The 18655-nt window shown below is 56.9% G+C and carries 22 protein-coding genes; 13 read left to right on the top strand and 9 right to left on the bottom strand.

The window, feature by feature from the left end:
• Positions 1–40: 40 nt before the first annotated feature.
• A complete protein-coding gene (locus GGE09_RS20810; protein WP_309748079.1) occupies positions 41–1111 on the top strand; it encodes a fatty acid desaturase in 1071 nt (356 codons plus the stop codon).
• Here the strand turns inward: GGE09_RS20810 and GGE09_RS20805 are convergent.
• Entirely contained in the window at positions 1108–2028 is a 921-nt protein-coding gene (locus GGE09_RS20805; RefSeq protein ID WP_309748078.1) for a response regulator, read from the bottom strand. The genes GGE09_RS20810 and GGE09_RS20805 overlap by 4 nt on opposite strands.
• A gap of 357 nt (positions 2029–2385) precedes the next feature.
• Here GGE09_RS20805 and ispH point away from each other — a divergent pair, with 357 nt between their 5' ends.
• From ispH to GGE09_RS20775, 6 genes are all read left to right on the top strand, one after another.
• Entirely contained in the window at positions 2386–3339 is a 954-nt protein-coding gene (ispH, locus tag GGE09_RS20800; protein WP_309748077.1) for a 4-hydroxy-3-methylbut-2-enyl diphosphate reductase, read from the top strand.
• A complete protein-coding gene (locus tag GGE09_RS20795; RefSeq protein ID WP_309748076.1) occupies positions 3339–3782 on the top strand; it encodes a DUF3429 domain-containing protein in 444 nt (147 codons plus the stop codon). The genes ispH and GGE09_RS20795 overlap by 1 nt, the downstream gene beginning before the upstream one ends.
• Positions 3783–3872: 90 nt before the next feature.
• Positions 3873–4493 carry a LysE family translocator gene (locus GGE09_RS20790; RefSeq protein ID WP_309748075.1) on the top strand — a complete coding sequence of 207 codons (621 nt, stop codon included), beginning with the start codon at positions 3873–3875 and terminating at the stop codon, positions 4491–4493.
• Position 4494: 1 nt separating this feature from the next.
• Positions 4495–5082 carry a class I SAM-dependent methyltransferase gene (locus GGE09_RS20785; RefSeq protein WP_309748074.1) on the top strand — a complete coding sequence of 196 codons (588 nt, stop codon included), beginning with the start codon at positions 4495–4497 and terminating at the stop codon, positions 5080–5082.
• The gene (gene rnhA, locus GGE09_RS20780; RefSeq protein WP_309748073.1) at positions 5075–5539 is read left to right on the top strand and encodes a ribonuclease HI; all 465 of its coding nucleotides are present in this window, start codon (positions 5075–5077) and stop codon (positions 5537–5539) included. The genes GGE09_RS20785 and rnhA overlap by 8 nt, the downstream gene beginning before the upstream one ends.
• Complete coding sequence (locus GGE09_RS20775) at positions 5536–6159, top strand: trimeric intracellular cation channel family protein (RefSeq protein ID WP_309748071.1); 624 nt, start codon at positions 5536–5538, stop codon at positions 6157–6159. The genes rnhA and GGE09_RS20775 overlap by 4 nt, the downstream gene beginning before the upstream one ends.
• Before the next feature lie 33 nt (positions 6160–6192).
• Here GGE09_RS20775 and fmt read toward each other — a convergent pair whose 3' ends face one another.
• Genes fmt through def (GGE09_RS20755) form a run of 4 tightly spaced genes read right to left on the bottom strand, consistent with a single transcriptional unit; the run spans position 6193 to position 8610 of the window.
• Positions 6193–7122 carry a methionyl-tRNA formyltransferase gene (gene fmt, locus GGE09_RS20770; protein WP_309748070.1) on the bottom strand — a complete coding sequence of 310 codons (930 nt, stop codon included), beginning with the start codon at positions 7120–7122 and terminating at the stop codon, positions 6193–6195.
• On the bottom strand, positions 7119–7634 hold the full coding sequence (gene def / locus GGE09_RS20765) for a peptide deformylase (RefSeq protein ID WP_309748069.1): 516 nt from the start codon (positions 7632–7634) through the stop codon (positions 7119–7121). The genes fmt and def (GGE09_RS20765) overlap by 4 nt, the downstream gene beginning before the upstream one ends.
• Complete coding sequence (def, locus tag GGE09_RS20760) at positions 7631–8095, bottom strand: peptide deformylase (protein ID WP_309748068.1); 465 nt, start codon at positions 8093–8095, stop codon at positions 7631–7633. Before def (GGE09_RS20760) ends, def (GGE09_RS20765) begins: the two co-directional genes overlap by 4 nt.
• A complete protein-coding gene (gene def, locus GGE09_RS20755) occupies positions 8092–8610 on the bottom strand; it encodes a peptide deformylase (protein ID WP_309748067.1) in 519 nt (172 codons plus the stop codon). The genes def (GGE09_RS20760) and def (GGE09_RS20755) overlap by 4 nt, the downstream gene beginning before the upstream one ends.
• Before the next feature lie 108 nt (positions 8611–8718).
• On the opposite strand from def (GGE09_RS20755), the gene GGE09_RS20750 reads away from it, so the two are divergent.
• The 4 genes from GGE09_RS20750 to GGE09_RS20735 all read left to right on the top strand — a co-directional run bounded on the left by GGE09_RS20750 (position 8719) and on the right by GGE09_RS20735 (position 13057).
• Entirely contained in the window at positions 8719–9891 is a 1173-nt protein-coding gene (locus GGE09_RS20750) for a MalY/PatB family protein (protein WP_309748066.1), read from the top strand.
• A gap of 174 nt (positions 9892–10065) precedes the next feature.
• Positions 10066–11037, top strand: coding sequence for a CoA ester lyase (locus GGE09_RS20745; RefSeq protein WP_309748065.1), 972 nt, complete (start codon positions 10066–10068; stop codon positions 11035–11037).
• Between the two features lie 54 nt (positions 11038–11091).
• Positions 11092–11949, top strand: coding sequence for a class I SAM-dependent methyltransferase (locus GGE09_RS20740; RefSeq protein WP_309748064.1), 858 nt, complete (start codon positions 11092–11094; stop codon positions 11947–11949).
• Positions 11950–12097: 148 nt separating this feature from the next.
• Positions 12098–13057, top strand: a complete 960-nt coding sequence (locus GGE09_RS20735; protein WP_309748061.1) for an acetyl-CoA carboxylase carboxyltransferase subunit alpha — start codon at positions 12098–12100, stop codon at positions 13055–13057.
• A 26-nt stretch (positions 13058–13083) separates the two neighbouring features.
• Here the strand turns inward: GGE09_RS20735 and GGE09_RS20730 are convergent, their stop codons facing one another.
• Positions 13084–14589: a hypothetical protein gene (locus GGE09_RS20730; RefSeq protein ID WP_309748060.1), complete on the bottom strand. Its 1506-nt coding sequence runs from the start codon at positions 14587–14589 to the stop codon at positions 13084–13086.
• A gap of 92 nt (positions 14590–14681) precedes the next feature.
• Between GGE09_RS20730 and GGE09_RS20725 the strand changes: the two genes are divergently transcribed.
• Entirely contained in the window at positions 14682–15431 is a 750-nt protein-coding gene (locus tag GGE09_RS20725; RefSeq protein ID WP_309748059.1) for a metallophosphoesterase, read from the top strand.
• A gap of 44 nt (positions 15432–15475) precedes the next feature.
• Here GGE09_RS20725 and GGE09_RS20720 read toward each other — a convergent pair whose 3' ends face one another.
• Positions 15476–15901, bottom strand: a complete 426-nt coding sequence (locus tag GGE09_RS20720; protein ID WP_309748058.1) for a hypothetical protein — start codon at positions 15899–15901, stop codon at positions 15476–15478.
• Positions 15902–15995: 94 nt separating this feature from the next.
• On the opposite strand from GGE09_RS20720, the gene GGE09_RS20715 reads away from it, so the two are divergent.
• Positions 15996–16859: a LysR family transcriptional regulator gene (locus GGE09_RS20715; RefSeq protein WP_309748057.1), complete on the top strand. Its 864-nt coding sequence runs from the start codon at positions 15996–15998 to the stop codon at positions 16857–16859.
• Between the two features lie 4 nt (positions 16860–16863).
• Here the strand turns inward: GGE09_RS20715 and GGE09_RS20710 are convergent, their stop codons facing one another.
• Entirely contained in the window at positions 16864–17055 is a 192-nt protein-coding gene (locus GGE09_RS20710; protein ID WP_309748056.1) for a DUF2783 domain-containing protein, read from the bottom strand.
• A 4-nt stretch (positions 17056–17059) separates the two neighbouring features.
• The gene (locus GGE09_RS20705) at positions 17060–18652 is read right to left on the bottom strand and encodes an FAD-dependent oxidoreductase (protein ID WP_309748055.1); all 1593 of its coding nucleotides are present in this window, start codon (positions 18650–18652) and stop codon (positions 17060–17062) included.
• Between the last annotated feature and the right edge of the window lie 3 nt (positions 18653–18655).

Genomic DNA, 18655 nt, shown 5'->3' with positions numbered 1-18655 from the left:
CGCAACAACAAGATGAAAACAGGCAAGGAAACCATCCTTCATGGCCCACCCCCAACGCGCGGATGCGCCACAAGCATCCGAGAAAAGCGCACGCGACTGGGCCCAAAGCCTTGCTCAATACCGAAAACCTGACACCGCGCGGGCGGTTTTCGAACTCTGTGCCAGTATTTTTCCGTTTATCGCCCTATGGGCACTGGCTTGGTGGGCGATTTCGATCAGCCCTGTGCTGGCCGTGCTGATCGCAATGGTAAACGCGGGCTTTCTTGTACGGCTCTTTGCCATTCAACATGATTGCGGCCACGGCGCGTTTTTGCAAAACGCCACCGCCTCGAACTGGATCGGGCGCTGTATTGGCGTGCTGACCCTGACGCCATATGCGGTTTGGCGCAAATCCCATTCCCATCACCACAGCACGTCTGGCAATCTGGATCACCGTGGGATGGGGGATGTTCACACCAAAACCGTTGCCGAATATGCGCAACTGACCCGCTGGCAGAAACTGGGTTATCGTCTGTACCGCTCGCCTCTCGTTTTGTTTGGCTTGGGGCCTATCTACTTGTTTGTATTACAAAACCGCATCCCCGTCGGGTTGATGAAAGCGGGATCAAAATACTGGGGTTCTGCGATGGGCACCAATGCGATGATCCTGCTGGCGCTTGGTATCGTTGCTTATTTCGGCGGGATCTGGCCATTGGTTCTGGTCTTTGCCCCCACCATCATTCTGGGCGCCGCTGTTGGGGTCTGGCTGTTCTACGTCCAACACCAATTCGAAGAAACTCACTGGGACCGGGATGACGAATGGAACATCCAAGACGCCGCATTTCACGGCAGTTCACACTATAAACTGCCCGCAGTTTTGAACTGGCTAACTGCCAATATCGGCGTGCATCACGTCCACCACCTGAACTGCCGTATCCCGTTTTACCGCCTGCCAGAAGTCCTGAGCGACCACAGCAGACTGGCCGACATTCAGACCATTACGCTGGCCCAAAGCTTTCAATGCGCCCGCTTGCACCTGTGGGACGAAAATCAACGCCGCTTGCTGTCTTTCGCCCATGCAAACAAACTGATTTCCGAACAACAGCCTCATTACACGCGCTCGGCAGCCTAGGCTGCTTTCGCCTGTGAAATAGCGGTTTCCAGCATCTCGATCGGCATCTTATGTTGCGCCCCGCCCTGATGGCTGGCGTGTCCGAATGCCAGATCGGTCCGGATAAAGTCGACCTGAATAAAGGCTTCGTCCAAGCGGGTAACCAATTGACGGACTTTATCACACAGCTCCACCGCCTGAGCAGCCGAAAAATGGGGCGTTTGTACAGAAAACGACCCGCCGCCGTAATATGAATAAAGGCAGCCTTCTTTTTCGAACAGACGGGACAGCCCCGCGACAAGCTGTTGAACGTAATAGTTAAACCCGTCCTGACTAAGCCGCCCATGCAGCGCATCCAGGTTTTTTAACTGGATCGCCATAACGTTTAAACTTTCAGGATGTTTGCTTTTTAACTGGTACAGATAGTTTTCAAACGCAACTTTGGTAATCAACCCCGCTGGCGCGTCGCCCACTGTCATTGTTGACCGTTCGACCCACCGCCCAAAGGTTTTCTCAATCTCTGAAACATTAACTTCCGGATTGGTTTTGCGATTGCGTAGGGTCGCCAAGCGCAATTCAGCTGCGTGTAAGCGGGTCTCAACCTCAAAGAACTCGAAGGGTTTGACGATGTAATCCAGCGCGCCGCCGGCAAAAGATTTTGACAGGTTTTCCTGATCACTCATCGCTGTCAGTTTAAGGACTGGAACCTCGCTGTACTGCGGCATGCTACGCAACCGCTTCATCAACTCTGTACCTGTCATGCCTGGCATTTGAATGTCCAATAAGAAACATTCAAACGGCTCGCGAGCCTGTTCCACCAAGGTCAAAGCCTCAGCCGCCGAATGCGCGGTTGCAACATCCTCATAGCCAGCATGTGCCAAAAATGCCCCTAAAATTTCCAGAATTTCCGGATCATCGTCTACCGCCAATATCTTCATAGTGCCTGCCTCATTGCGCCAAGCCGTAGACCCCAGATCGGACCCAAGCTTAGCGTATTAGAATTGAAGAAAAAATAGAAACCCACTACCCACATTCAACCCTACCAAGTAAACTTGACTTATCAATTAGTTGATAGAGCTGTTACGGTAATTTTACCGCACAAGTAGTACGAATATGCAACACCTCATCCACACTAAGCGCCACCGAGGCACGCACAAACCGCTTCAAAACGCCAATTGGTGGAATTATCCCTGCCGCAGGCTCGACCTGTGCGGGCAGATGCCCTAGGTATTGGGCCAACCTCACTGTAATGCTGCGGTGAACCCCTGCGCCACACCCTAAAACGGGCCAATTCGATGACCAAACCACCTTTGACCCTCTACCTTGCTGCCCCGCGCGGATTTTGTGCCGGCGTAGACCGCGCCATTAAGATTGTGGAAATGGCCATCGAAAAATGGGGCGCACCCGTGTTTGTGCGCCATGAAATCGTGCACAATAAATATGTGGTGGATGGCCTGCGCGACAAAGGCGCGGTTTTTGTCGAAGAGCTGTCTGAATGCCCTGACGACCGTCCGGTGATTTTTTCCGCCCACGGCGTACCGAAATCCGTCCCCGCCGCCGCCCAAGCCCGCGAAATGATCTTTGTGGATGCCACCTGCCCGCTGGTCAGCAAGGTCCACATCGAAGCGGAACGCCACCATCAAAACGGTCTGCAAATGGTGATGATCGGTCATGATGGCCACCCAGAAACCATCGGCACCATGGGCCAACTGCCCGAGGGCGAGGTCTTGCTGGTGGAAACCCCCGCAGATGTGGCGAAACTGTCTCCCCGCGATGCGAACCAACTGGCCTACATCACCCAGACAACCCTGTCGGTGGATGACACAATCGAAATCGTCAGCGCCCTGAAAGCACGGTTCCCCGCCATCGTTGGCCCCCATAAAGAAGACATCTGCTATGCCACGACCAACCGGCAGGAAGCAGTCAAAGCGGTTGCCCCGTACATCGACGCACTACTGGTGATCGGCGCGCCAAACTCGTCCAATTCCAAACGTCTGGTCGAGGTCGGTAAAACCGCTGGCTGCGCCTATTCGCAACTGGTGCAACGGGCCACAGACATCGACTGGCGCGCGCTCGACGGGATCACTTCTATCGGTATAACTGCAGGCGCATCCGCCCCCGAGGTGCTGATAAACGAGGTCATCGACGCTTTCAAAGCCCGCTATGACGTCACCAGCGAAGTGGTCGAAACCGCCGTGGAAAACGTCAGCTTCAAAGTGCCCCGTGTGCTGCGCGACAACGCCGCCTGATGGCGCTGGCCCTACCGCCGCGCACCCCACTGGCGCTGGCAGCCCTTGGAACTGCGCCATTTATCATCGGCGCAATCGGGGCGGCCACGGATACCGTCTTCACCCCCTTTCCCTCCAGCAGTGTTGAATCCGTCATCCACTACGGCATTGTTATAATGTCCTTTTTGACGGGAATTCTGTGGGGCTTTGCGTCCCACTCCCCAAAGGGTCAGTCGTCTTACGCCTATATCACGGGGGCAATTCCAGCCCTTTACGTGTTTTTCGCCGTAGCTGGCAGCGATGCCGACAAGCTCGAGGCTTTGATGTTCGGCTTTCCAGCCCTTCTCGTCATCGACACGTCGTTTCAAAAATCCACCCTAACCCCGCCTTGGTGGCTAACCCTGCGCATCCCCACCACAATCGTGATCATCGCCTGCCTGACTGTGACCCGCCTGAGTATCTAACCTCCGGTGCGCAGACGAATCCCAGACAAAGCCGATTGATTCCAGCGCCCCATCCATGACACAAACGAACCACCCAATCAGGAGAGCGCCATGTCCCCCGAGTTCCTTGTTACCGCATTGATCGTCTGCCTCGCGCCCGGCATTGGTGTGGTGTTCACCCTGTCTATGTCCTTGGGGGCGGGCCTGAAAGCGGGGCTTTGGGCCGCATTGGGCTGCACCTTGGTCACGGCTTTTCACCTTGGGGCTGCACTGGCTGGTTTGGCGGCTGTGTTACACACTTCGGCGCTGCTGTTTTCAGCCGTGAAATTCGCAGGGGTCGGGTATCTTTTGTATATGGCGTGGGGCACATTGAAAGGCACAGGCGGCCTGTCTGTCAGCCCTGACCGCTCTGCCGCCAACCCGTTAAGGATTGTCTGGCGTGGTATCATCCTGAACCTGCTGAACCCCAAACTACCGATGTTTTTTCTGGCATTCCTGCCCCAGTTCATCACCCCTGACACCGCCAACACAGGTCAGGCAACAGGCCAACTGTTGCAACTGGGGTTTGCTTTTGTGGCCATGACGGGCTTGGTGATGGTTGGCTATGCGCTGGCCGCGGGCAGCCTGCGCCGCTATGTGGTTGAAAGCCCCCGCGCCATGGCGTGGATGCGCCGCACCTTTGCCATCAGTTTTGCAGCACTTGGGGCCAAGCTGGCATTGGAACGCGCCTAAGATGGACCGCCAGACCATAGAAATATATGACGCCAAAGCCGCAGACTACGCCAAGCTGATCACCAGCGACGCGCCCTCCCGTCATTTGCGCGCCTTTATGGAGGCCCTGCCGAAAGGTGGCCACGCCCTTGATCTGGGCTGTGGCCCGGGCAATGCCGCCGCAACGATGCGCGACGCAGGGTTTCGCGTCACCGCCCTCGACGCCAGCGCTAAGATGGTGGAATTGGGCAAGGAACGCTATGGTCTGGACATCACCCTTGGCACTTTTGACGATGTGATCCAGACCGCCGAATATGATGGCATCTGGGCCAGTTTTTCACTGCTTCACGCCCCCCGAGACCACATCCCCCGTCACCTGACCGCGATCCACACCGCGCTGAAACCCCAAGGGATCTTTGTGATCGGTGTCAAAACCGGAACAGGTACCGAACGGGACAGCCTCGGGCGGCAATACACCTATTTTGAACCCGCAGAACTGGACGCCTTGTTGCGCGCCGCCGGTTTCACTCCAACCTCCTCTGCCACCGGCTCTGATACCGGGCTTGCTGGCGACATCTCACCTTGGATTATTGTAACTGCCCATGCCTGACTTATACGCTTACACAGACGGTGCCTGCTCTGGAAACCCTGGCCCGGGGGGGTGGGGCGCCATGCTGATCGCCCGCGATGGTGACACTGTGATCAAAACCCGCGAATTGAAAGGCGGAGAGCCTGACACCACCAACAACCGCATGGAACTTTTAGCTGCGATAAACGCGCTAGAGGCTTTAGAAAAACCCAGCACAATCACCCTTGTGACCGACAGTAACTATGTCAAAGACGGCATCACCAAATGGATCTTCGGCTGGAAGAAAAACGGCTGGAAAACAGCCGCGAAAAAACCGGTAAAAAACGAGGAATTGTGGAAATTGCTGGACGCAGCAACCACCCGCCACAGCATCACGTGGAAGTGGATCAAGGGCCACGCAGGTCACGCTGAAAACGAACGGGCTGACGAACTGGCCCGCGAAGGCATGGAGCCTTTCAAACCCGCCAAACGCAAATGAACCCGCTTGATGCCCTTGATTATGCAGCGGTTTTTGTCTTTGCCCTGACTGGCGCGCTGACCGCCAGCCGTGCCCAGCTTGATATCATCGGCTTTGTGTTTCTGGCCAGCCTTACGGCAGTGGGTGGCGGCACCATTCGCGATCTGTTGCTGGACCGAAACCCGATATTCTGGATCGAAGACCCACGCTATATCCTGATCGCCAGCCTTGCGGCGGCACTGGTGTTTGTCACCGCGCACCGCTTTGAAAGCCGCCTGCGCCTGATCCTGTGGCTCGATGCACTGGCCCTCTCCGTGGCGGTTTCCGCAGGGGTTGGGGTGGCACTTTCAACGGGCCAATCCGCAATCATCGTTGCCTTGATGGGGGCCGTCACAGGTACAATGGGCGGGTTAATGCGCGATGTGGTGGCCAATGAAGTTCCACTAGCCCTGAAACAAGGTGAACTCTATGTCACCGCCGCCTTTGCAGGCGCAATCGCGGCCTTGTTTACGACGGAACTGACCAACCACCTCTTCGCCCCACTGGCCGCCTGCACCGTGGTAACCTTGGTGCTACGCGCAGGTTCCATCGCTTTTGGCTGGCGCCTGCCCGTCTACAAAAGCCGCCCCCCAAAACAATAGTTTTTTGTTTTTCAAACATCCCCGCCGGAGGCTTTAAGTCTCAGTCTCGCCGCCAAAAACAGCGCCCTTGGGAATAGGGAAACCGCGTAAAAAATCCAGAGGCTCCATCGCCCCTTTACCCGCCCGTTGCAAGCGCAGCAAATCCACGGCACCTGTACCACAGGCCACCCGCAAATCAGCGTTCAGCACCGTGCCCGCAGACCCAGAGTCAGCCCCGTCCACAACACGGCTCATCAACAGCTTGACCCGCTGCCCCTCCATCACGCTCCACGCGCCTGGAAACGGGGAAAGCCCGCGAATTTGGCGATCCACTTCGGTGGCGGGCAATGCCCAATCCACGGCGGCTTCGGCCTTGTCGATTTTGGCGGCATAGGTGACGCCGTCTTCAGGCTGCGCCACGGCGGGCATGGACACATCTTTATCCAGAACCGACAGGATCGCATCCCGCCCCAACAGGCTAAGCCGGTCATGCAAACCACCCGTGGTGTCACCGTCAGAAATATCGGTGGTTTGCGTCAAAAGCACCGGCCCCGTATCCAGTCCCGCCTCCATCTGCATCACGCAAACACCGGTCTGCGCATCCCCCGCCAGAATTGCACGGTGGATCGGCGCGGCCCCGCGCCAACGGGGCAACAGGCTGGCGTGAATATTCAGGCAGCCTTTGGCGGGCGCGTCCAGCAAGGCTTGGGGCAGGATCAGCCCATAAGCGACCACCACGGCCACATCCGCCTGCAATGCCGCAAATTCATCCCGATCCGCCGCATCCTTAAAGTTCACCGGATGGCGCACGGTAAGACCCAGCGCCTCTGCCGCTTTTTGTACAGGCGAGGGACGATCCTTCTTGCCCCGCCCCGCAGGACGCGGAGGCTGGCAGTAAACTACACAGACCTCATGCCCTGCCGCAACAATACCTTGCAGGATCGGCACTGAAAAATCCGGCGTGCCCATAAAAATCACTCTCATGACTCGCGTCCGTTTTTCAGGGCCAGCTTGCGGGCCTTGGCCACCAGCATCTTGCGTTTGACCGCACTCAGGTTGTCAAAATACATCTTACCGTTCAGATGGTCGATCTGGTGCTGCACGCTTGTCGCCCAAAGCCCCACCAAATCCTTGCGCGTCTTCACACCGTTTTCATCAAGATAGGTCACCGTCACCCCGCGGGGCCGCGCGATCTTGGCCGAAACCCCCACCAAATTCGGCGAGGCTTCGGTATGTTCGCGCAGCTTTAGACTGGCATCAATAATTTCAGGGTTCGCCATGCGCAGCGGCTTGTCACCCTGTTCCGACGCATCCACCACCGCAAGGCGCTGCATCACGCCGATCTGACAGGCCGCAAGCCCGACACCCGGCATGGCATACATTGTTTCAAGCATATCATCCCAGATCTCCCGCACCTGATCGTCCACCGTTTCAACGGGGTCACAGACACTGCGCAGCCGTTGGTCGGGCCAAGGAATAAACGGACGTATGGTCATGGGGTTTCCTCTAAATAATCAAGCACCAAGCGACCCTCTAGGTGGTCGGCTTCATGCTGTACAATCACGGCGGCATCCCCGTCGAATTCCTGCCTGTGGCGGGCACCGTTAACATCCTGCCAGACCAGCAATATGCGCGCAGGACGTGTAACCGCAACAGGCTGATCTGGAATCGAAAGACATTGTTCCGGCACTGTACGGGTTTCATCCCCCATCGCGGTTATGACGGGGTTCACACAGACAAACGGACAGGGCGCACCCTGTTTCCATTCCGCATCAAACACAAACATACGGCGCAAATCACCCACTTGCGGTGCCGCCAAACCACGCCCCTGCGCGTGATACATGGTATCACACATATCCGCGGCCAGTCGGGCTAAACCGTCATCAAACACTTCCACCGCAGAACACACCTGCCGCAAAACCGGATCAGGATGCATCACAATGGGCAACAGGCTCATTCGCGCGCCCGCTCTTTTTTCAGCTTCAGCATTTTCTTGGTGATCATCGAACGTTTCAACCCGCTCAGGTAATCAATGAACAGCTTACCATTCAAATGGTCGATTTCATGCTGCGCACAGGTGGCCCAAAGCCCGTCGAATTCACGTTCTTGCTGGGCGCCTTGCAGATCAAGAAATTGCACCACAGCCCGCGCAGGCCGTTCTACATCTTCATACATTTCAGGGATCGACAAACACCCTTCGTTGTAGACGTTTTTCTCATCGCTGGTCCAGACAACGGCGGGGTTTATCAGAACCAGTGGCTCCGGCTCTTCTTCCTTGCTGGTGCAATCCATCACAAACAGACGCCGCAACGCACCCACTTGCGGCGCTGCAAGACCAACGCCCGGCGCATCATACATGGTTTCCAGCATATCACGGGCCAAAGCCTGCACATCTGCATCCACTGCTTCCACAGCGGCACAGACCTTTTTCAACAACGGGTCGGGGTGTATCAGGATTTCTTTTACAGACATGCCCGCCATTTAGGATAATCCCAGCCGCCATGCAAGCGTCTGAAAAACCGCTTGCACCTGCTGGTCCAGATCGTAGCATCCGCCAAACTCTAAGACAGGAATAGAAGAATGAGCTTTGACGACATCATCGACCGCCGTGGGACCAAATGTGCAAAATGGGATGCAATGGAAGCGATTTACGGGGTCTCGCCCGATGAAGGTCTGCCCATGTGGGTGGCTGATATGGATTTCCGCTCGCCCGATTGCATCATCAAAGCGGCCCAAGACCTGACCGATCAGGGTATATTTGGCTATCAATCCGACTATTCCGACTATCACAACGCCATCATATGGTGGATGAAAAACCGCCACGGCTGGGATGTGAAAGCCGAAGAAATTTTTACCACCTTCGGATTGGTGAACGCCGTTGGCATGTGCTTGCAGGCCTACACCCAGCCTGATGATGCAGTAGTTCTGTTCACCCCAGTCTATCACGCCTTCGCCAAAGTGATCAAAAACGCAGGCCGCACCGTCAAAGAATGCCAGATGGTCGAACAGAACGGCCGCTATGAACTGGATTTTGACGCATATGATGCCCAAATGACTGGCGCGGAAAAAATGCTGATCCTCTGCTCGCCTCACAACCCCAGCGGGCGGGTCTGGAGCAAAGAAGACCTGCAAAATCTGGCCGCTTTCGCCAAGCGCCACGATCTGCTGATCGTCTCGGATGAAATTCACCATGACATCGTATTTTCAGGCGCCACCCATCTGCCCATGCCGGTGGCAGCCCCCGAATGCATCGACCGTCTGATCATGCTAACCGCGCCTTCAAAAACCTTTAACATCGCGGGCAACCACGCAGGCAATGTGATCATTCACGACGAAAAACTGCGCGCCACGTTTTCGGCCACAATGATGGCCTTTGGCGTCTCTCCCACAATCTTTGGCACCGCCATGACCGCCGCCGCCTATTCTCCCGAAGGTGCGGCCTGGGTTGACGGGCTTGTCGCCTATATCGAAGAAAATGCCCGAATCTTTGACGAAGGCATCAATGCGATCCCCGGTGTCAAATCCATGCCGCTCAGCGGCACCTATCTTGCTTGGGTCGATTTCACCGACACCGGAATGGACATGGCCGAGGTCACAGACCGCGTCCACAACACCGCAAAAATCGCCCCCAACGCAGGGCCGACCTTTGGCACCGGCGGCGAAACTTACCTGCGCTTCAACCTCGGCACCCCCCGCGCCAATGTAATAAAGGCCGTGGACCGCATGCAAAAGGCCTTTGCCGACCTGCAATAAATCCCCGAACCCCCCCTCTTTTTGGGCAAAATATCCAAAACCAACGCTGCGGCATGCCGCGCCTTTACAGGCTGGATCCAAAATGCCGCAGCGCAGCACTTGCAGGCTAAAGCGCAATAATCTACCAATCAGGAAGCCGGATTCGAAACATCATTACCCGAAGGATGCCCAGACATGAGCTTCAAAATACAACCAGCCCCCCTTGCCCGCCCAAACCGCTGTCAGTTGTTTGCCCCGGGCTCTCGCCCCGCGATCTTTGAAAAAGCCGCCGCATCAGACGCGGATGTGATCAACCTTGACCTCGAAGACAGCGTTTCCCCCGCCGACAAGGCACAGGCGCGGTTGAATGTGATCGAAGCCATCAACACCATCGACTGGGGCACCAAAACCCTGTCGATCCGCATCAACGGTCTGGACACGGAATTCTGGTATAAAGACGTGGTCGACATCCTGGAAAACGCAGGCGACCGGATCGACCAGATCATGATCCCGAAGGTCGGTAACGCAGGGGATATCTACGCCGTAGACGCGTTGGTTTCTGCCGTTGAAATGGCCAAAGGCCGCAAAAAACCGATTAAATTCGAAGTCATCATCGAAACCGCCGCGGGTCTTGCCCACGTCGAAGAAATCGCCGCGGCCTCCCCCCGCATGGCGGCCATGTCGCTGGGGGCTGCGGATTACGCAGCATCCATGGGCATGCAAACAACGGGGATCGGCGGCACACAAGACAACTATTATATGGTGCAAAATGCCGATGGCGACGCGCCCCGCGCAACCCACCTGGGCGATCCGTGGCACGCAGTTACCGTGGCCATCGTCTCAGCCTGCCGCACCCATGGCCTGCTGCCTGTAGACGGCCCGTTCGGTGATTTTTCGGACGAAGAGGGCTTCAACGCACAGGCCCGCCGTTCCGCCACGCTGGGCATGGTCGGCAAATGGGCAATCCACCCGAAACAAGTGGCCCTTGCAAACGCGGTCTTCACCCCCTCCGAGGCCCAAATCACCGAGGCCCGCGAAATCCTCGCCGCCATGGAAGAGGCCGAAAAAGCCGGCCAAGGTGCTGCGGTTTACAAAGGCCGTCTGGTGGACATCGCCTCAATCCGTCAGGCACAAGTCATTGTAAAACAGTCAGAAATGATCAATTAACCCAAGGCGCGGGTGGCCTGTTTCACCCGCGCCTTCCCATCCAAAGGACACCCCATGACAGACGCCCCGAACGCAGAGCAAGCCGAATTCTGGTCTGACGGCGCGGGGCTGGATTGGGTCACTTTCGAAAACAAACTGGACGCGCAGTTTGCAGGGGCCAACGCCGCCCTGATCGACGCGGCACGGCCAAAATCGGGCCAATCCGTTCTGGACATCGGCTGCGGCACGGGCGCCACCACACGGGATTTCGCACAGGCCGTTGGCCCAAACGGCAGTGTGCTCGGGTTAGACATTTCCACCTCCATGCTGGCCCAAGCCCGCAAATCCGCCGCATCACAAGGTCTGACAAACACCAGTTTCACCTGCGCCGATGCCCAGACCAGCCCTCTGGAATCAGCCAAATACAATCACATCGTTTCCCGCTTTGGCGTGATGTTTTTTGCCGATCCTGTCGCGGCTTTCACCAATCTTTACAGCGGCCTGACCGCAGGCGGCCAGCTCACGATGGCCTGCTGGGGCCCGTTCAAAGAAAACCCGTGGTTCACGCTGCCCCGCCGCATCGCGACTGATCTGCTCGGCAGCCCCCCTTCGGTTGATCCCCGCGCGCCCGGCCCTTTTGCCTTTGCCGAAGCGGATTATGTGCTTGAAATCCTGACCAAAGCGGGGTTCTCCTCCGCCTCTGTCACCACGCTCGACATCCCGCTTGTCCTGCCCGGCGACGCTGCAAACGCCGCTGAGTTATCCTCCTACATCGGCCCCGCAAACAGCGTAATCCGCGCGCAAAACGGCACCGCAAAAGACAAGGCACAAATCGTTGCCGCCACAAAAACCAAGCTGCAAGCCTTTGAAATCAATGGCACCGTCACCGTGCCTGCCAAAATCCACATTTACACGGCCCATAAACCCGCCTGAGCCAGCGCCCTCCCTATCCATTTTCCACAAATATCCCCGCTGGAGGCACCAAACTTCTGCACCACACCGCCCCCGTGGCACCCCATTGCAATTCCCGCCTCAGACCGCCATATAATGCCTAATCAAAATAACGCTGACGCGGGTGACAATGCAAAACTACCTCGAGTTTGAAAAGCCTCTGGCCGAAATCGAAGGCAAAGCCGAAGAGCTGCGCGCCATGGCACGCCAAAATCCGGAAATGGATGTGGAAAAAGAGGCGCAAGCCCTTGATAAAAAAGCCAAAGACATGCTGGTGGATCTATATCAGAAGCTGACGCCTTGGCGCAAATGTCAGGTGGCCCGTCATCCCGATCGCCCCCAGTGCAGCGACTATATCAACGCAATTTTCACCGAATACACACCGCTGGCGGGGGATCGTAATTTTGCGGATGACTATGCAGTGATGGGCGGGTTGGCCCGACTGGATGACAAACCCGTGATGGTGATCGGCCACGAAAAAGGCAAAGACACCAAATCGCGCATTCACCATAATTTCGGCATGGCCCGCCCCGAGGGCTATCGCAAAGCGATCCGTTTGATGGATTTGGCTGACCGTTTTGGCCTGCCGGTGATCACTTTGGTAGACACCCAAGGCGCCTACCCCGGTAAAGGCGCCGAAGAGCGCGGCCAGTCCGAGGCGATTGCCCGCTCTACCGAAAAATGCCTGTCGCTGGGCGTGCCGCTGATCTCTGTCATCATCGGTGAAGGCGGCTCTGGCGGCGCGGTGGCCTTTGCCACAGCCGACAAATTGGCGATGCTGGAACATTCGGTTTATTCGGTGATTTCCCCCGAAGGTTGCGCATCAATCCTGTGGAAAGACGCCGGCAAAATGCGCGAAGCTGCCGAGGCTTTGCGCCTGACCGCCCAAGACCTGACCAAATTGGGCGTGGCGGATGTTGTGATTCCCGAACCCATTGGCGGCGCGCAACGCCACAAGGAAGACACGATCAACAACGTGAAATCCGCCCTGCTGACCATGCTTGGCCAGCTTGAGAAAAAGAAACCCGACACCCTGCGCAAAGGCCGTCGGAAAAAGTTTCTGGATATGGGTGCCAAAACGCTGGTGTAAATCCCACCAGCACCCCTACTGCAATATCATCCTCGGCGGATCACACCTGTGACCGCGGCCGCGCCCAGTGCCGTAATCACCCAGCCGGTAACTTTTGCCAACCAGCGAATCCACCAGCCGTGCCAGCCCCAAGGGCTGCGCGATGTGGATGGGCCCCAAGCCTCTTCCTGGCCAAGGTTCACGATCGGGATCAGCAGGTCCGCCGCATAGGCAAAGGCCTGAAATGTTTCGTAATCCTGCCCTGCCTGCCCCACCGCGGACCAGAACGCACCGGGGTTTTCAGGATGTTCTAATGTTGCGGCTACCCAAGGAGCCGATATCAGGATCGGGGCCGCCGCAGGGGTCATATCCCCCGCATCCCATGTTTTCTGGAAATAAACACCCAGCCCCAGTATAAGAACAAGCGCCCAAAGGATTACCCGCGACGGACGATAGCCATAGGCGATCAGGAACCAGCCCAAACCGTCGCGCACCGTCATAACACTGCGCAGGGCAAGGCTTGCCGCAGCGCGGTTGGCGGCCCGTTGCAGACGCTCTTTCTCGATCAGAACCTTTTCCGCATCTTCACGGTGGCCAATCCGGTCCAGCACCCGCGCCAGATGTTCGTAGGGTTGCGCCCGAAAGTCGATCCCGTCTGGCCGCCGCGCCAGCCAGTCGAGCCTGACCGCCACAGAAGTATCCGTATGTTGCGCAAAGTCCTGATATTCAAACCCATCAAGGCGGATCGCATGTCCCGATCCCGCGCCATTTGGTTCATCATTCAACCGCCGCGTCTGTGCACCCGACAGGTTGATGATCCCCCCCGACACTTGGTTCTGTTTGAAATACAGCACCCCGCGAATTTCGCAGCGGGTCAGGGACAGGGCGATGGCGTTGCTGCCCTCGGCCCCGTCTGCAATGGAATGGCCCGCCTGATTGGCCGCCGAAACCGCCACGTTGCGGCAATAAAAATCTTCTTCTATGTCGCCGTTCGACAGAATAATCGCCCCATCGGCGCGCAACTCACTGTCTTCGCTGTCAAACGGATAGTCCCCCAGATAGACTGATCCGCCTACCCGCAGGGAGTTTGCAAACAGCGCCGCGCGGCCATTGCCATCAATCTGGGCATCACATATTTGCAAATCCCCACTGATCCGCGCGCCTGGCAAGGCGATTTCCGCCGTGCTGACAAATCCGTTGCGTAAATAAACAGACCCGTCAAACAAGGCGTTATCCGCACTGATGCCAGGGCAAATACAGCCCGACAGGAACACGCCGCGCATCCGTGCGTTCACAAATACCAGTGTTTTATCCATTACACAGCGCGACAGGCTTAGGTCATTGGCGCAATCCACCCCCTGAAAATCCAGCGTACCCGTGATCCGCGCGCCGCGCACACGGATGCCTTTAGCATGGGGGATGGCCGTTGGGTCCAGTTCCAGCAAGATCAGGCGGATCAGCCCTGCGCGGATTTCCACATCCTGTGCATCGGAGTCCGGCAGCTCTCCGTTTCCGATTTCAACCCGCGCACCTGTTGCTGCTTGGTCAACCAATCGGCGCTCTGCGGGAAGTAGGGGTTCAAATTCACGTAAACTCTGCATATGAAACAGCTAACACGCGTCCTTGTCCCAAGAAAGCCCTGCTCATGTCTGATCCTGTTCTTTATGCCATTGGTGATATTCACGGCGATCTGGAGCAAATGTTAATGCTGCACGAACGGATTGCAGCAGATATTGCGGCGCAGGGCATCGGCGCGCATCAGATCATCCATATCGGCGATCTGGTGGATCGGCGGTTCAACAGTAAAGAGGTCATCGACTTTCTGATCAAAGGACTTGCCAAAGGAGAGCCATGGGTGGTGCTAAAAGGCAACCACGACCGAATGATGACCCTGTTTCTGGATCACAAGGCGCAAGACCCGATCCTGCGCAAAGACCTGACATGGCTGCACCCGCGTCTGGGCGGGCTGACCACGCTGGACAGCTATGGCGTTGACGGGTTCGATCACACGCAAGAGGATGAAATTCTGGCCGAGGCACGGGCCAAAGTCCCCGAAGCCCACCGGAATTTTCTGCGCGATCTGCCCAATTTCTACGACACCCCGCGCGCGTTTTTCACCCACGCGGGGATCAATCCCACCCTTCCCCTCTCCAAACAGGTTGAAGACGACCTGATCTGGATTCGCGCGCCCTTTCATGAACACCACGGCCCTTTTGAAAAGCTGATCGTTCACGGCCATACCCCTGTGGATATTGTGACCCATTACGGCAACCGGTTGAACATCGACACAGGCGCTGCTTACGGGCGTAAAATGTCTGCAGTGGTTCTGGATGACAGCGGTATCTGGGAATTGTCGGAAAGCGGGCGCACAGAGATTTTCCGCGAGGAAACCTAACCGCCCGCCCCCGTTATGGCCCGCTCCGTCACAGACGGCAGCCCTTACAGATCGACGATATTCGTCACCGTTTCCCGAAAGAAATCCACTTTCCCCTCGCTTTCATGCGATGTGATATAGGTCTGGCTGCTCACCTCACGCCCACGCACGCCGTAAAAGAACTGCTGGTGAAAACGGGTGAAATGCCAGCCGTTCCCCAGACTATATGTGTCAATTCCCAGCGCTTTCGTGCCTTGCGGAAACACATCCTGCGCCAATTGCCCCAGCAGGGCGATCAGCTCTGGCAGGGTCTTTGCGGTTTGCCAGCTAACATCGGCTTCATCGTCATAATGGTCGATGCGAAAGTCGATGGTTTCTGCCACATGGGTCAACAAGCTGGTGTCCCCTTGCGCAAATTTGTGCAGCAACAGGTGAATCGCCGCATCACTGGTCATAACGCTGGCGGGGTCGGTTCTGGTATGTGTGTTCATCTCTATGGCTCCTGTTTTCAGATAGATGCAGGATGCCACGGGGTAATTGCATTTGATATTGCGATGCGTTCTATATTTAGTATAGTCAATAACTATGCTAGACCTGACATCCCTCACGTATTTCCTAAGCGCTTATGAAGCAGGCACCTTCAGCCGCGCCGCCCGCGCGAATGAGGTCAGCCAGCCCACAGTGTCGATTGCCATCCAAAAGCTGGAAACCCTGCTCGGCGAATCCTTGTTCCAACGCTCAAAATCAGGGCTGACGCCGACAGCGCTCGGTGAGCGGCTGTACCGCGATGCGGCAGGCAGCGTATCCCAGCTTTCCGCGTTGGAAAGCCGTTTGCGCAGCCGCCCATTGCAAAAACTGCGGATTTACTGCCATCCCGACATCCTGCTCGCGCCGTTTGCCCCCACGTTGCACACTGTCAGCCGGGCCTTTGGAAACCTGCAATTCCATTTTTCCAACACGCCCGAGAACAGCGATCTGGCCTATACATCGCAAAGCTGCATACCAAGCGGGCATGGGTTTTTACCGATAATGAGCGAAAGCTACGGCGTGGCCCTGCCGCTGCACCATCCGCTTGCAAGGGCAGAGAGTTTGACGCTTGAGGATTTGGCCGGCCAGCCCTTGATACACCGCCCCTATTGCCCGGGCGCTGACAGATTTGCGGCGGGGTATTCTGATCGGTTTGACGGGACAAAAGACGGGCAAGGCACTGCGCAGCATTCCACACCTGCCCATGCAACCCACGACCAGCAGGTTCTCGACCTGATCGCCGCGGGGCTGGGCATTGCGCTTGTTCCCATGTCCCACGGGAAATCCCATTCCGGCCTTGTTGTGCGCCCGATCACAGGTGCCGATCTTGGCACCCGCACAGTGGGGGTTTCTCATCGCCACACAGTCTTTGCCGCTGATCTGGCAAAACGGCTGGTGGCGGCGACGGGCCTCGGGCTTTAGGTGTTCAGCCCGCTTGTTTGGCCAGTTCCATAGCGCGGCGCAACACGGCGCGGTCGCCGACCACATTAGACAGCAACAACACCAGCCGCGCATTCAGCGCGTGGCTTTCAGCCTCACTCAGGCCTTCGTGGGCGCCTAACAGCTCGGCGTAAAATCCATCGGCATCTTCGATATTGGGCGTAAAGAGTTTATCCACGGGCTTAGCCTCCCATCGCGGTTTTTAGGGCAGCGGTCACATCATCCGCAGTGGGATCAACCCAGCGGGCTGCGATAACCTGATCAGGGCGGATCAAATACACCGCAGAATCTGCATCCCCCAGATAGCGTTCTGCAATCAGGTCTGTCGGGGCCACGATCACATCAACCAAATCCAGCCCGTCATAGGCAAAATCACTGTTCACCGTCAGCAGTTGGAACTTCCCCCCGATCCGGTCAATCAACCAGCCCCGATCTGTGGGCGCATCCACCAGCGTGGCGCCAACCCGCGTGCGCGCTGGCAGGCGGCTGTCGTCCGGCCCGTTCAACGACGACCCGTCATAAACACAAGGCACAGACAACCGACCCGAGTTCACCAGCGGACGCATGGCATCGGTATGTTCTACCAGATCCAGCACGCTTTCGCGGAACAGTTTGGCAATTTCAGTCTTGGGCGTCATAAAATCCGTGGTCCGGCTGGAGTTGAGGATATTCTCATCCGCGCCGTGTTTGCGTTCTTCGTGATAGGTATCGAGCAACCGCGCGCTTGCGTCCCCGTTGATCACCGCAGCCAGCTTCCAGCCCAGATTGTCTACATCCTGCACGCCGCCATTACAGCCCCGCGCCCCGAAAGGGGATACCTGATGGGCACTGTCACCTGCAAAGAAGACACGACCGTGCCGATACTCATCCATGCTCATGCACTGGAAGGTGTAAACGCTGACCCATTCGGGTTCGAATTCCACGCCCTCGCCCAGCATGGCCTGCACTTTGGGCATGTAGTATTCGGGTTGGACCACCGCCTTGCGGTCGATGTTCCAGCCCAGCTGAAAGTCAATGCGCCAGATGTCATCAGGCTGTTTGTGCAGCAGCACCGACTGGCCCCGATTGAACGGCGGATCAAACCAGAACCAGCGTTCCGTCGGGAAATCCGCAGTCATTTTCACATCGCAAATCAAGAAGTTATCTTCAAACACACGGCCCGTGAAATCATGCCCCAACAGGGTGCGCACAGCGGATCGCGCCCCATCACAGGCCACCATATAGTCGGCCTCCAGTCGGTAGGGGCCATCAGGTGTATCCACCTCGAGCACCACATGATCGGGCTGGTTGTCTACCGCCAGAACTCGGTTTTTGCCGCGAATTTCTATCGGCGCGCCGTCAGCTTGTGCGGCGCGAATCCGTTCAACCAGAAACTTTTCAAAATAGGGTTGTTGCAAATTGATAAAGGCAGGGCGTTTGTGGCCTTCCTCGGGTTGCAAATCAAAGTCATAAATCTGCCGTTCATCGCGAAACACACGGCCCACGTTCCAGACCACGCCCAGATCGACCATGGCATCGCCCGCGCCCATACGGTCACAGATTTCCAGCGTGCGTTTGGCAAAACAGATAGCGCGGCTGCCCACACCAACCCCGTCGTGGTCATCCAGAACCACACAGGCCACGCCCTTTAACCCCAGCTCTAGCGCCATGGCCATGCCCACAGGACCACCCCCGACAATCACCACAGGATGGCGGGTTTGCGCCCCCTCATCCTGATCACTCGAGCGTGCATAAGGATACAGCGTGAACGCTGTCTGATATCTTACATCAACCATGGA

Origin of the sequence: Roseobacter sp. N2S (assembly GCF_031454055.1) — a bacterium.
Taxonomy (GTDB): Bacteria; Pseudomonadota; Alphaproteobacteria; order Rhodobacterales; family Rhodobacteraceae; genus Amylibacter.
Note: the sequence above shows the minus strand (reverse complement) of the source record. Positions and strands in the feature narration are given on the sequence as shown.

What these genes read in the sequence shown, in the direction of transcription:
- GGE09_RS20810 (WP_309748079.1), top strand. Translation starts at nt 41, where the DNA reads ATGGCCCACCCCCAACGCGCGGATGCGCCACAAGCATCCGAGAAAAGC.
- GGE09_RS20805 (WP_309748078.1), bottom strand. Translation starts at nt 2,028, where the DNA reads ATGAAGATATTGGCGGTAGACGATGATCCGGAAATTCTGGAAATTTTA.
- ispH (WP_309748077.1), top strand. Translation starts at nt 2,386, where the DNA reads ATGACCAAACCACCTTTGACCCTCTACCTTGCTGCCCCGCGCGGATTT.
- GGE09_RS20795 (WP_309748076.1), top strand. Translation starts at nt 3,339, where the DNA reads ATGGCGCTGGCCCTACCGCCGCGCACCCCACTGGCGCTGGCAGCCCTT.
- GGE09_RS20790 (WP_309748075.1), top strand. Translation starts at nt 3,873, where the DNA reads ATGTCCCCCGAGTTCCTTGTTACCGCATTGATCGTCTGCCTCGCGCCC.
- GGE09_RS20785 (WP_309748074.1), top strand. Translation starts at nt 4,495, where the DNA reads ATGGACCGCCAGACCATAGAAATATATGACGCCAAAGCCGCAGACTAC.
- rnhA (WP_309748073.1), top strand. Translation starts at nt 5,075, where the DNA reads ATGCCTGACTTATACGCTTACACAGACGGTGCCTGCTCTGGAAACCCT.
- GGE09_RS20775 (WP_309748071.1), top strand. Translation starts at nt 5,536, where the DNA reads ATGAACCCGCTTGATGCCCTTGATTATGCAGCGGTTTTTGTCTTTGCC.
- fmt (WP_309748070.1), bottom strand. Translation starts at nt 7,122, where the DNA reads ATGAGAGTGATTTTTATGGGCACGCCGGATTTTTCAGTGCCGATCCTG.
- def (WP_309748069.1), bottom strand. Translation starts at nt 7,634, where the DNA reads ATGACCATACGTCCGTTTATTCCTTGGCCCGACCAACGGCTGCGCAGT.
- def (WP_309748068.1), bottom strand. Translation starts at nt 8,095, where the DNA reads ATGAGCCTGTTGCCCATTGTGATGCATCCTGATCCGGTTTTGCGGCAG.
- def (WP_309748067.1), bottom strand. Translation starts at nt 8,610, where the DNA reads ATGTCTGTAAAAGAAATCCTGATACACCCCGACCCGTTGTTGAAAAAG.
- GGE09_RS20750 (WP_309748066.1), top strand. Translation starts at nt 8,719, where the DNA reads ATGAGCTTTGACGACATCATCGACCGCCGTGGGACCAAATGTGCAAAA.
- GGE09_RS20745 (WP_309748065.1), top strand. Translation starts at nt 10,066, where the DNA reads ATGAGCTTCAAAATACAACCAGCCCCCCTTGCCCGCCCAAACCGCTGT.
- GGE09_RS20740 (WP_309748064.1), top strand. Translation starts at nt 11,092, where the DNA reads ATGACAGACGCCCCGAACGCAGAGCAAGCCGAATTCTGGTCTGACGGC.
- GGE09_RS20735 (WP_309748061.1), top strand. Translation starts at nt 12,098, where the DNA reads ATGCAAAACTACCTCGAGTTTGAAAAGCCTCTGGCCGAAATCGAAGGC.
- GGE09_RS20725 (WP_309748059.1), top strand. Translation starts at nt 14,682, where the DNA reads ATGTCTGATCCTGTTCTTTATGCCATTGGTGATATTCACGGCGATCTG.
- GGE09_RS20720 (WP_309748058.1), bottom strand. Translation starts at nt 15,901, where the DNA reads ATGAACACACATACCAGAACCGACCCCGCCAGCGTTATGACCAGTGAT.
- GGE09_RS20715 (WP_309748057.1), top strand. Translation starts at nt 15,996, where the DNA reads ATGCTAGACCTGACATCCCTCACGTATTTCCTAAGCGCTTATGAAGCA.
- GGE09_RS20705 (WP_309748055.1), bottom strand. Translation starts at nt 18,652, where the DNA reads ATGGTTGATGTAAGATATCAGACAGCGTTCACGCTGTATCCTTATGCA.